The organism is Sinorhizobium mexicanum (genome assembly GCF_013488225.1).
GTDB lineage: Bacteria > Pseudomonadota > Alphaproteobacteria > Rhizobiales > Rhizobiaceae > Sinorhizobium > Sinorhizobium mexicanum.
Window position 1 is genome coordinate 950,784 of the sequence record NZ_CP041241.1, and the last position, 12,266, is coordinate 963,049.

The 12,266-nt window shown below is 60.4% G+C and carries 11 protein-coding genes and 1 pseudogene; 1 reads left to right on the forward strand and 11 read right to left on the reverse strand.

The features are described from left to right. Positions 1-36: 36 nt before the first annotated feature. On the forward strand, positions 37-1,041 hold the full coding sequence (locus FKV68_RS28605; RefSeq protein ID WP_180943872.1) for a TRAP transporter substrate-binding protein: 1,005 nt from the start codon (positions 37-39) through the stop codon (positions 1,039-1,041). 320 nt (positions 1,042-1,361) lie between these two features. On the opposite strand, the gene FKV68_RS28610 is transcribed toward FKV68_RS28605, so the two are convergent. The 11 genes and pseudogenes from FKV68_RS28610 to FKV68_RS28660 all read right to left on the reverse strand — a co-directional run bounded on the left by FKV68_RS28610 (position 1,362) and on the right by FKV68_RS28660 (position 11,988). Continuing rightward, the gene (locus FKV68_RS28610; RefSeq protein WP_180943873.1) at positions 1,362-2,564 is read right to left on the reverse strand and encodes a mandelate racemase/muconate lactonizing enzyme family protein; all 1,203 of its coding nucleotides are present in this window, start codon (positions 2,562-2,564) and stop codon (positions 1,362-1,364) included. Between the two features lie 20 nt (positions 2,565-2,584). Then, entirely contained in the window at positions 2,585-3,301 is a 717-nt protein-coding gene (locus FKV68_RS28615) for a FadR/GntR family transcriptional regulator (protein ID WP_180943874.1), read from the reverse strand. A 114-nt stretch (positions 3,302-3,415) separates the two neighbouring features. Then, positions 3,416-3,566 (reverse strand): annotated as a pseudogene (locus FKV68_RS28620) (fumarylacetoacetate hydrolase family protein); the annotation flags it as partial. A 35-nt stretch (positions 3,567-3,601) separates the two neighbouring features. Next, the gene (locus FKV68_RS28625; protein WP_180943875.1) at positions 3,602-3,976 is read right to left on the reverse strand and encodes a VOC family protein; all 375 of its coding nucleotides are present in this window, start codon (positions 3,974-3,976) and stop codon (positions 3,602-3,604) included. A 261-nt stretch (positions 3,977-4,237) separates the two neighbouring features. Continuing rightward, positions 4,238-5,320 carry an ABC transporter ATP-binding protein gene (locus FKV68_RS28630; protein ID WP_180943876.1) on the reverse strand — a complete coding sequence of 361 codons (1,083 nt, stop codon included), beginning with the start codon at positions 5,318-5,320 and terminating at the stop codon, positions 4,238-4,240. A gap of 28 nt (positions 5,321-5,348) precedes the next feature. After that, the gene (locus FKV68_RS28635) at positions 5,349-6,176 is read right to left on the reverse strand and encodes a carbohydrate ABC transporter permease (protein ID WP_180943877.1); all 828 of its coding nucleotides are present in this window, start codon (positions 6,174-6,176) and stop codon (positions 5,349-5,351) included. A 3-nt stretch (positions 6,177-6,179) separates the two neighbouring features. Then, positions 6,180-7,040, reverse strand: a complete 861-nt coding sequence (locus tag FKV68_RS28640) for a carbohydrate ABC transporter permease (RefSeq protein ID WP_245181477.1) — start codon at positions 7,038-7,040, stop codon at positions 6,180-6,182. A gap of 78 nt (positions 7,041-7,118) precedes the next feature. Further along, positions 7,119-8,369, reverse strand: coding sequence for an ABC transporter substrate-binding protein (locus FKV68_RS28645; RefSeq protein ID WP_180943878.1), 1,251 nt, complete (start codon positions 8,367-8,369; stop codon positions 7,119-7,121). A 37-nt stretch (positions 8,370-8,406) separates the two neighbouring features. Then, the gene (locus FKV68_RS28650; RefSeq protein WP_245181480.1) at positions 8,407-9,540 is read right to left on the reverse strand and encodes a mannonate dehydratase; all 1,134 of its coding nucleotides are present in this window, start codon (positions 9,538-9,540) and stop codon (positions 8,407-8,409) included. 427 nt (positions 9,541-9,967) lie between these two features. After that, positions 9,968-11,164 carry a mandelate racemase/muconate lactonizing enzyme family protein gene (locus FKV68_RS28655; protein WP_180943879.1) on the reverse strand — a complete coding sequence of 399 codons (1,197 nt, stop codon included), beginning with the start codon at positions 11,162-11,164 and terminating at the stop codon, positions 9,968-9,970. Between the two features lie 35 nt (positions 11,165-11,199). After that, positions 11,200-11,988, reverse strand: a complete 789-nt coding sequence (locus FKV68_RS28660; protein WP_180943880.1) for an IclR family transcriptional regulator — start codon at positions 11,986-11,988, stop codon at positions 11,200-11,202. Between the last annotated feature and the right edge of the window lie 278 nt (positions 11,989-12,266).

Here is a 12,266-nt window from a genome sequence, read left to right on the forward strand (position 1 = left end):
CAACCTTCTCACTCAGCAATCCATTGGGAGGAAAATATGAGAAAACTTCTACTCGCCACGACTGCCATCGCTTTCGCCTGCACGGCTTCGGCTCCGGCATTCGCGGAATTCAATGACCGCAACATCCGTGTTTCCAACGGCATCAACGCCGATCATCCGGTCGGCAACGGCATCGAAGCCATGCAGAAGTGCCTGGACGAAAAGTCCGGCGGCAAGCTCAAGCTGACCGCTTTCTGGGGCGGCGCGCTCGGCGGCGACCTGCAGGCAACCCAGGCGCTCCGTTCGGGCGTTCAGGAAGCTGTCGTGACCTCGTCGTCGCCGCTCGTCGGCATCGAGCCGGCCCTCGGCGTCTTCGACCTGCCGTTCCTCTTCGCCAATGCCGAGGAAGCCTACAAGGTTCTCGACGGCAAGTTCGGCAAGATGATGGACGAGAAGCTGGCAGCCGTCGGCCTCGTCAACCTTGCTTATTGGGAAAACGGCTTCCGTAACCTGTCGAACTCCGTTCGTCCGGTCACCAAGTGGGAAGACTTCGAGGGTCTGAAGGTTCGCGTCATGCAGAACAACATCTTCCTCGACACCTTCCAGAACCTTGGTGCGAACGCCACGCCGATGGCCTTCGGCGAAGTGTTCTCGGCTCTCGAAACCAAAACGATCGACGCCCAGGAAAACCCCTATGTGACGATCGACACCTCGAAGTTCTTCGAAGTGCAGAAGTACATCACCGAGACCAACCACGCCTACACGCCGTTCCTCTTCCTGTTCTCGAAGGCCATCTTCGACACCTACACCCCGGAAGAGCAGGCGGCCCTTCGTGAATGCGCGGTCGTCGGCCGCGACGTCGAGCGTCAGGTCATCGCCGACCTGAACAAGAAGTCGCTGGAGAAGATCAAGGCTGCCGGCCTCGAAGTGAACGTCCTGTCTCCGGAAGAACAGGCCCGCATCCGCGAGAAGTCGATGGTTGTCTACCAGAAGCACATGGACGAGATCGGTGCTGATGTGGTGGACGCAGTCCTTGCCGAACTCACCGAGATCCGCAAGTAGTCTCCCTACTGCATGGCTCCTTAAATCGTAGCCGATTTAAGATTTGAAACATGCGGCAATTCAAAGTGCTACAGCGTCCTTGGCGCGTCTGATAAGACGCGCGGCGCTGTAGCGGCGGTCTTCGGCACCGCGCCAAATAGAGAAGCCCGCAGCGGAGACCGCTGCGGGCTTCTTTCTTATGTTGTATCTCCCGAAGAGGCCGGCGCCGGCTTTGGCATACCTATCGCGTCGTTCAGCCTGAACAGCATCTTCCGAGCAGCGGAGCGCTGGCGAAGGCGGCGAGCAAGAGCTGCCGCCGACGCTCCACTGGCTTGCCGTCGTCAGATGCTCGAGGCGTCGGACATGCGGCGGCTGACCGTGAACGTCTTCTCGATCTCGGGATGAAGCTCCATGCCAAGCCCCGGACCCGGGGGAACCGTGATCATTCCGTTCTTCACCTCCGGCAGTGCGGTGACCAGATCGCGATACCAGGTGTTGTAGAAGGCGCGCACGCTTTCCTGGACCAGCGCATTGGGTGCATTGAGCGACAGATGGGTCGAGGCGCAGAGCACCACCGGGCCGGTGCAGTCATGCGGAGCGACGGGCAGGTGCCAGGCTTCGGCCATCGACGCGATCTTGCGGGCTTCCGAGAGCCCGCCGCACCACGATATGTCGAGCATGACGATGCCGGCCGCGCCGGTCTCGAGGTAGTCGCGGAAACCCCACCGGGTGGCGAGCGTTTCGGACGCCGAGATCGGGGCCGGGGAGACCTCGGCATAGCGCTTCAGGCTCGAAAGGCTATCCATCTTGATCGGATCTTCATGCCAGAAGGTGTTGAAGGGAGCGAGCGCCTTGGCGATCTGCATGGCCGGCAGCAACTGCCACATGGAGTGGAATTCGACCATGATGTCCATCTTGTCGCCAACGGCCGCGCGGATCTTTTCGAACGGAACGAGCGCCTGCTTGAGGTCGGGGACCGAGATGTACTGGCCGCGCGTCTTTTCGGCGGCCGCGTCGAACGGCCAGATCTTCATGGCTGTGATGCCATCTTCGAGCAGCGACAACGCCAGTTCGTCCGCGCGGTGCAGAAAACCGTTCAGGTCGTCATAGTCCTTGCCGGTCGAAAGACCGTAGTTGGAGGTCGTCTGACCGGTCGCCTTCTTGATGTATTCGGTGCCGGCGCAGGTGTTGTAGGTGCGGATCTCGCGGCGCGTGAAGCCGCCGAGAAGCTGGGCGATCGGCTGCCCGGTTACCTTTCCGAAAATGTCCCAGAGCGCGATGTCGAAGGCGGAGTTGCCGCGTACTTCGGCGCCGGAGGAGCGGAAACCGATATAGCCGACGAGGTCGGCCGCGAGGCGGTCGATCTCCAGCGGATCACGGCCGATCACGCGGGGCGCGATGTATTCGTGGACGTAGGCTTCGACGGTCTCCGCGCCAAAGAAGGTTTCCCCGAGGCCGGTTATGCCTTCGTCGGTGTGCATGAGCAGCCAGAGGAGATTGGCGCGCTCGGCGACGCGCACGGTTTCGAGACCTGTGATTTTCATGTGAACTCCACTTTGTTGGTTCAGGTCAGGCCGGCACGGGCGAGAGCCCTGAGGCTCTGGTCGAAATGCCGGTCCATGAGGGTCGAGGCCGCCTCAGGATCGCCGGCGGCGATCGCCTCGGCGAGGTCGAGGTGCAGCCGGTTCATGGCTTCGCGTTCGTCGTCGGTCGCGCGGGCCTTCCAGCCGATCGGCCAGCTCTCGACGATCACGCCCTGAAAGGCGCCGATCATGAGGGCGAAGACGGGGTTCTTCGAGGCGCGCGCGATCACCAGATGAAATGCGAGGTCGTTTTCCATGACGACGGCCGGTTGGTCGAGGCGGTTCTGCATGGCGCGAGCAAGTCCGAGGATCTCGTCCGCCTCCTTATCGGTGCGCAGCAGGGCAGCGAGCGCGGCTGTCCGTCCCTCGATTGTGCGGCGCGCGTCATAGATCTGGCGGGTATCGATCTGGTCGGTGAACAGGCCGTGCCGGAAGGTCATGGCGATGGAACTGTCGTCGAGTTCGGCGACAGTGGGCCGCTTGCCGGCGCCGAGATCGATCAGTCGCATCGCGGCGAGCGAACGCAGAGCCTCGCGAACCACGGTGCGGGAAACGTTGAGGCTCTCCGTCAGGGCCGCCTCGGAGGGCAGGCGGTCCCCCGGCCTCAGCTGACTTTCGCGGATGAAGGCGGATATCTGCGAGACCGCGCCCGCGACGAGGTCGCCGGAAGACGGAGTAGTCGGTAACGTCTCGCTCATTCTCTATCCTATGACTTTTGGAAACCTGTATTATAAGTTTGCGCAAAAGCCAATAGCAATGGGATAGGGGCTGGGGCGGCGACGCGCCACCCCTTCCGTCAAATCTCATCTCGATCAGACGTCGGCCCTGAAGGTCTGCTTCTGTGTGCCGAGTTCAACAACGTCGCCGGGCACCAGCTGGCGGGGGCGGCTTCATGTCCATGCCGATCCGCGGAGGCGTGCCGGTGGAGACTATGTCGCCAGGCCGCAGCGACATGAGCTGGCTTTTCCCGCTGGAAGCAGAGGTCCTCGATGGAAGGGTTAGGCCTCAGGTTCGTGGCAAACCGCTTCGATGTTGTGCCCGTCGGGACCAATGACGAAAGCTGCATAGTAGTTCGCGTGGTAGTGCGGGCGCAGACCAGGCGCACCATTGTCTTTGCCACCCGCCTCCAGAGCCGCGCGATAGAAAGCTTCGACGTGCTGGCGAGTCTCGGCCGTGAACGCCACGTGAAGATGCGCAGGCTTCTCCTCGGTTTGGTATAGGCACAATGAAACCTTACCGTCAGAGCTAAGCTCGACACCGTACGTCGGCGGCCCCTCCGAGACAACAGCTACGCCGAGCGGTTCGAGTGCCTTGAGGAAGAACGCCTTGCTGGCTTCATAGTCGCTGACGCCGAATTTGACGTGGTCAAACATGAGTTCTCCTGACGTGTGTGGGCCGACCTAACGGAGAGACAACCGGCGCATGCTCCCTGCTGCCCACCTTGCAATGTCTGCGTGCGCTGCAACGCCTCCTTTGCGGCCGCTTTGCGGGTCAGACGTTAATGGCATGTCTCAGCCATTAATGGCAAGGAGGCGGGGTCCAGTGGCGGCGCGCCTTTGGGTGAGCCCGCCTGGCCCGCAGCGTGAGCCGGCCATGGTGGAAAGCATCCGCCCTTACCGAACATTAATTTGGTATCAAATATTCATCCTACGGCCATCTGCCGTGGATTCGAAGAAATGTATTTTCTTCGGCTCAGCGTGCAGCCAGATTTTCTCGCCAATCTTCAGGCGGGAGCGTTCCTTCACGACGACGGAGAGACGCGTGCCGCAACTTGCCATGATTACGATGGTTTCCGGCCCCGTGGACTCCACGACCGACACAAGAGCGGGAAAGGCCCCACTATGGTTTTCCGGTACGATGGTCAAATCCTCCGGACGGATCGCCAGAACAGTTTCGACGCCCTTCGATGGGCCTGACCGGCCGGAAATCGGAATTGTCGTGCCATCGGATGCGACAAAGCAGGTCGTACCGGAATCACCTATTCGCCCGTCGATGAAATTCATGGCTGGCGAACCAATAAAGCCGGCCACGAAGCGATTTGCCGGACGGTCGTAAAGGTCTAGCGGGTGGCCGACCTGTTCGATATGGCCGTCACGCATGACGACGATCTTGTCCGCCATGGTCATGGCTTCGATCTGGTCATGAGTGACATAGACGGTGGTGGCGCCGAGCCGCTGGTGCAGTTCCTTGATCTCCGCACGCATCTGCACCCTGAGCTTGGCATCTAGGTTGGACAGCGGTTCGTCGAACAGAAAGACCCGAGGGTTCCGGACGATTGCGCGCCCCATGGCGACCCGTTGGCGCTGGCCGCCAGAAAGCTGCTTCGGCTTTCTGTCGAGCAAAGGCTCGAGACCGAGAATCGAGGCCGCCCGCTCCACTGCCTTGTCGATTTCCGGTTGGGCCGTGCCGGCAAGTTTCAGGGCGAAACTCATGTTCTTGCGGACCGTCATATGCGGATAGAGCGCATATGACTGGAAGACCATGGCGATGTCGCGTTCCTTGGGACGGACCGTATTGACGACGCGGCCGCCGATGCTGATCGTACCGTCCGAAATCTCCTCCAGTCCGGCGATCATCCTGAGCAGTGTCGATTTTCCGCAGCCTGAGGGGCCAACCAGCACGACGAACTCGCCGTCCTCAACGGTCATATCGACCTCGTGCAGAGCCTGATAGGCGCCGTACCTTTTCACCAGTCCGTTCAATGCAACCTGAGCCAAAATCAATCCTCCAATTCTTTGCTATCCGTCAGCCCTTGGTGGCGCCGGACATGAGACCCCCGACGAACATGCGTTGCATCACCAGGAAGATGAGCGCTATCGGCAGCGTCATCACGAACGATGCGGCCATGACCGCCCCCCAGTCCGTATCGAATTCGGTCGAGAACTCCGCCAGTCCGATCGGCAGCGTCTTCATTTCCTTTTCCGTGGCGAAGGAGAGGGCGAAGACGAACTCGTTCCAGGTGGCGACAAAGGAGTAGAGCGTCACCGCGATAATGCCCGGCGTGACGAGCGGCAGCGAGATGCGGAACAGAACACCGAGCTGGGACGCGCCGTCAATGATGGCCGCGTCCTCCAGCTCCTTCGGAATCCCCCGGAAATAACCCGTAAGCATCCAGACGCTCAACGGCAGTGTAAGAATGAGATAGACGAGGATCAGGCCGATATAGGTATTGATGAGCCCGAGGTAGTTCAGGACGATATAAAGCGGCACGATAACGGTCGCCGTCGGCAGGAGCTGGCCGATCAGCACGAAAGCTAGCGCCGCCGACCGGCCGCGGAAATCGAAGCGCGCGAACCCATAGGCGGCGAAGATCGCGAAGACGAGCGCCAGGAAGGTAGAGCCGATCGAGATGATCAGGCTGTTGATAAAATACCGCGGGATATTCGACTGGAAGACAACGTTCTTGAAGTTCTCGAACGTCGGTGGGTCGGGCAGCCATTGCGGCGGGATCGTATAAAGCTGCGATAGCGGCTTGAACGCCGAGACTGCCATCCAGAGGAACGGGAAGACCGCGACGATAACCAGCATCGCCACCGGCAGCGAGATAAGAAGTGTGCGGCGTCTGTCGCGCATGGCTCAGTCCTTTTCCTGCGCCGCGAAGACGCGCATGTAGAGTACGATGATCACCGAGATGAACAGGAAATAGAGCACCGAAAGTGCGGCCGCCCGGTTGAATTCGAAATACTCGAAGGCCTGAACGTAGATCTGGATCGGGAAGATCATCGAGCGGTTGGCGGGGCCGCCACCGGTAATGGAGTAAATGATCGTGATGCCATCCAGCGCCCATATCGTCAGGAGCAGTGTGATCGAGACGAGCACCGGCCGCAGTTGCGGCAGCATGATATGCCAGATCTCGTGCCAGAAATTCGCGCCGTCGACACGGACCGCCTCATAAAGTTCCTCCGGCACGGATTGCAGGCCGGCGAGTACCATGACCGCCACAAAAGGGAACATCTTCCAGGCGTTCACCGCGATGAGCGCAGGCATGACGGTGTTGGGATTGGTCAGCCAGCCGATCGGCTCGGAGATGACGCCGACCTGGGTCATTATATAGTTGATGATGCCGTAGTCGGTATGGAACATCCAAGCCCAGGTCATGGCTGCAACGATGCCGGGCACGACCCAGGGAATCAGCATGAGAGAGCGCACGAGTGAGCGGCCGGCAAAATGCTGATTGAGCAGGATGCCGGCTAGAATGCCCAGCAGAAGCTGGAATACGACCGAACCGATCACATAGTAGGCGGTGTTGAAGAGGATCAGCCTCGTCGATGGCGCGCTGATCGCGACGTTAAAATTCCGCATGCCCGCGAAAGCGCCGTTCGCGTCCGTTACGCTGAGCTCGGCGGTCGACAGCATCGGATAGACGATTAGCGCTGCAAGAAGCAGCATGGTTGGCAGGATGAACCAGACGCCGGGGCTGATATTTCGGATTGTCATGGAGATTCCGGATGTTGCGCGCCCCCACCAGATCGGCCAGGGCGCTCCACCTCAGTTCATGTGGACCGTTGGCAGGCTTCACTGCGACAACAGCGTCTCGATCTCGCTTGCGGCGGAATCCATGGCCTCCTGGACCGTGCTGCTCTGCAGCAGCGCTTCCTGGAGGTGGTTGTAGTAGATCTGGCCGATCTGTCCCCATTGGGGGATGGTCGGTTGCGGGCGGGCCTGTTTCAGCATCTCCTTATGCGCTTTCATAATCGGGTCGGCGAACCGTTTGTCGTCGAGGCCTGACATGGCGGCCGGGAACGTCGTCGTATAGAGGGCCTGGCGCTCGGGCTTCGACATGAAGGCGGCGAGCTTGATGGCGGCTTCCTTGTTCGGCGCATCCTTTGGAATGATGAAGTTCCAGCCGCCGAGTATGGCGGCGGTCTGTTTTCCTTCTGGATGGGGGAGCAGACCGACACCGATCTCGATGTCTGGTGCCGCCGCGCGGATGCGCTCGATGTCGGAGGTCGCACCCGGGATCATCGCTACGTTGCCGACCTGGAAGAGGCGGCGGAGGCCGTTGGAGTCGTTTTCCAGGGTCGATGGCGGCGATACCTTGTAGGTCGTGAAGAGATCGACATACAGCCTCACGCCCTCCACCGAGGCCGGCGAATTGACGATGACATCCTTGTTGTCCGGGCTGAGTATGCCGCCACCGTTCATCCACATGAACGGCAGCGAACGGAACAACGCATTGCCGGGTTGGTCCGCGCCACCGCCCGAAACCCCATAACCGAAGACCTGTTGGCCCTTGCTGTTCGTACGGGTCAGCTTCTTGGCGTAGTCGACGAACTCCGTCCAGGTCTGCGGCGGCGTTTCCGGGTCGAGGCCTGCTTCCTTGAATGCGCCCTTGTTGTAGATCAGTGCATGGGCTTCCGCTTGGAAAGGCAGGCCGTAGAGCTGGCCTTCATAGGTTGCCGTATCGAGGCTTGCGGGGAGAATGTTGTCGAACTGAACGCCGGCCGCCGTCAACTTGTCGCGCAGAGGCTCGAGCTTACCGGTCTGGGCGAGCGGAACGTTGGCGCCGTTCTGAACGTCGATCAGGTCCGGCGTGCTGCCGGATTGCAGCGCGACGAGGATGCGGCTCTGAAGACCGCCTGCGACGTTCGCCTCGACGCGGATCTTCACGTCGGGGTTCTCCTTCATGAATTCGGCGGCGTAATCCTTCGCCTTCTGCTCGTTCCAGTTCATCGTCCACCAGACGAGGTCTGCTGCGCATGCCAGGCTTGCCTGCGAAAGCAGCAGGGCAAAGCCGGCTGCCAGTGTCGTCCTCATGCGTTTCATGGTTATTCTCCTCCCTAGATTCGTCAGAAACGGACGCTCAAACCGCCTCCCTGGTCATCGCGTCCGAGATGGAAACCGGCGTCTTCGACGCGCCGAGCAGATGCGCCTGGGCGACGAGCGCGCGCATGTAGCCGATGGTGTAGGCCATGCCGGCGTGCCAGGGCGCGTTGCTGTGAACATCCGGCACGTGGTCAGGAACCATGATGCCGTCGAAGTCCTCGTCCCGCAGGATACGGATGATCTCGGCCATATCGACGTCGCCGTTGTCGATGAAGGTCTCCTCGTAATGGGGAACCTTGCCGCGCACGTTGCGGAAATGGACATAGGCGATCTTTTTCGCACGGGCGAAGCGGCGCGTCGCCTCGTAGACGTTGCCCGTCGTCATCTCCTGAAGGGAACCGATGCAAAATTCCAGTGCATTCGCGGAACTGTCGACAATCGAAGCCAGCCGGTCGTATTTCGATGGCTGGTTGACGAGGCGCGCGGTGCCACGCAGCGTCTCCACCGGCGGATCGTCGGGATGGGCGGCCAGCCGCACGCCCGCCGCTTCGGCCACCGGCACCAGTTCCTTCAAGAACCATTCGAGCCGCTGCCAAAGTTCCGCGTCGGAAACCGTCAGCGGTGGCGCACCCGCGACGGCCTGGCGATAGCGCATGTTCCACACCATGCCGTCCGGGATCGGCGCCTGCGCGTCGAAGCTCGACGTATCGAAGACGGACGTCACGGCACCACCGCGGCCGACTGGCAGGCGCCGCCAGCCCCAGACACCGGCAATCGAGAAGTTATAGCCGATGATCTTGATCCCGGCGCGGGCGGCATCCTCGATGAGCCTTTTCAGTCCATCCATCTGCCGCACCTTGTTCGGTCCATCCAGCAGGATGTCGGACCAGAAATTCGGCGCGAAATTCTCCATCGCAGCAATTTTCAGGCCGTACTCGCCGAGCATGTCGGCGACGCTCTTCATGTAGTCGTAGCTCCAGAGCGTCTCAGCGCTGCAATCGCCGAGGATTGGTCCCGGTCGGCCACCGGCAAGATAGGGAGCCGGGTCTTCGACGCGACTGTAACGGCCGAGATGAACGACGACGTCCTCTATGCCGAGCTGCTGCGCAAACTTGGCGTTGTCGCGGTTCAGCCGTTCGCCCGATAGCGTCATCCCAACTCGGATGGGCATGCATTCCTCCTTTGCACCCCGTATCGTTCAAATATGAACTTTTGCTGTTCTAATAAGAATGAGTTGCGATTTATGATCTGTCAAGCGGTATCGGGCGAGAAAGTGACGGCGCAAAAGGCTGCGGTAAAACCCGAGACCGTTCTCGTCCTCGCGGGCAAAGGGAGGATTGCCGCGGCGCCAACCGACACCACGTAAATGCGGAGTTGTGCATAAGCCCCGAGCGCTACAGCGCCGCCCGTCTTGTCAGACACGCAAAGGTCTGTAGCACTTTGATTTTCTGCATGTTTTTGTCCCTTGATCGGCTACGGTCAAAGGGGACATGCAGTACGGCATCCCGCGTTCAAATCGGGTCGATGAAAGCCGATAAGATGCTTAGAATCAAAGCGCTAGAGCCACTTTCTTGCGTTTATGTCGAACGCACGGCGCTCTATTCGAAGAAGTTGCGGTCCTCGTCCGCGAGATAGACAACAGCCTTGTCGACGATAAAGTCGACGCCCATTCCCGGCCTGTCCCAGACGTCCACAAATCCGTCCCTGACGATGGGGTTCGGCAGGCCTTCAACGATTTCGTACCACCAGTCCGGTTCGCCCATCGGTATTTCGAAGGCGATGTAGTTCTGGGGGAGGGTGGCGGACACCTGCACGAGCGCGGCAAGTCCAAGCAGACCGTTGGCCGTTCCATGCGGCGCGAACAGCAGCCCATGGATCTCGGCATATTCCGCGACGCGCTTCAGTTCGGCGATGCCGCCGACATCGCATGGATCGGGCCCGAGAATATTGACGGCACGGGTTTCGATGAGTTCGCGAAAGTTCTGGCGCAGATAGATCTGCTCGCCAGTATGGATCGGCGTCGACGTGCTTGTGGTGAGATCGCGGTAGGCCGGCGCGCCGACGTAGGGCGACTGGTCGCCGGTGAGGATATCCTCGATCCACATTAGATTGAGCGGCTCCACGGCCTTTGCGAATTTCTTCGCATCCGGCAGCGTCCAGCCTGGGCCGCAATCGAGAGCGAGCCCTACCTTGTCACCGGTAACCTCCTTCATCGCCTCGACGCAGGCGACGACATGATTAAAGCCCTTCTCCGTGAGATAGCCAGTATCCCTTAGTCCAGGCATCGGCTTTGTCGTGACCTCGCCGTAGTGAAAATCCGGTACCTGGCGAGCCATGGGGCTGTGGAATGCGATCGGCTGCTTGATGATGGTGAAGCCTTCGGGCGAAGCCATCATCTTCCTGCAGTCGGCGGCATAATCCTCCGGTCCCCAGCCGGCCATCGGAAAGCGGACCCCACCGTTATAGACCCGAACCCTGTCACGCACCTTGCCGCCGAGCAGTTTGTAGACAGGGATGCCCGCGGCCTTGCCGGCGAGATCCCAGCAGGCCATCTCGATGGCGCTGATGGCGCTGCCCCATGGCTTGAACGCGCCGCGGTGGCGTATGCGCAGCATGACGCGCTCCACGTTGGTCGGATCCATGCCGAGGATCATATCGCGCAGGAGCAGGACGTGTTCCCTGGCGTAGGGTTTCCAGAACTCGATTTGCCCATAGCCGGACAGACCCTCGTCAGTGACAAGCCGCACGACCGGGTGGCGCCCGAAAAGCGCGCATTTGACATCGATGATCTTCAAATTCGTCCTCCCCCTGCCACCGGCCGGTGGCATGCTCAGATATCCGGAATACCGCTGGAAATTTCGGCGGCCGACTCGACCACCAGGTCGCGCAGCCTGTCGCGCTCGTCGTTTTCCTTGTCGGCAGCCAGGTAGGGGATGCTCAATGCCGCAATCACCCTTCCCGATGGTGCCGTGATGGGCGCCGCGATCGCCCAGACGCTGCCGCCGTGTTCGCCGCGGTCGCTTGCCCATCCCTGCTTGCGGATGCGGTTGAGTTCCGTCGAAAGCTTGGCCGGGTCCGTTATGGTGCGGGGCGTGTACTTCTGGAGCGGCGTTGCGAGGAACTTGGCTATCGCCTCGGGGGTCATATGGGCGAGCAGCAGCTTGCTGGCTGCGCCGGCATGAAGAGGAAAGGCCTGTCCGACTGCCGGATTGAGGGCGTATTGGCCCTGTCCGGCAAAGGCTGCGACCACGACCACCGCCTGGTTGTCGAGTACGGAGAGCTTGTTGGCCTCGCCGGTCAAGTCGGCCAGCTTCTTCATGGCGGGCTGCGCTACGGCCAAGAGATCGAACGTCGCTTCGGAGCGGACCTTGGAGGCGAGGCTGAGCAGGCGTGGCCCCAGGACATAAGTCCCATCGAGCCGGCGCTGGACCACGTTGTGGGCGTGCAGCGTGTTCAGAATACGATAGACCGTGCTACGCGGCACAGAAAGTTGCTCGGAAAGACCGCGAATGGTTTCGCCGGCAGGCTGCAGCTCCAGCGAGGACAGGATCTCCATCATCCGCTCGAGCACCGGGACGCCGTTCTTGTCCTTGTCGTCTTGGCTGTTTTCGTCGCTCATCAAATATCCTTCACCGTCATTCAGCTACGAATGAAATAAATTCCTATTTGGAGCAATACCCGATTTTTTCATCACCGACACCATTCCCTCATTGACACCGTCTTTGTCAACATTCATTCTTAAATGAATAATATCAGTTTAAATATGAACGGATGCGACTGGTGGGGCCAGTCCGGAGGAGGGATGACATTGAAATAGTTCGATGGCGACGCCAAGCCGCGCCTGCCGTTCCGACCGCTGGAGCGCCGGCGGGGGATGCCGCGGCTTCAAGATTTTCA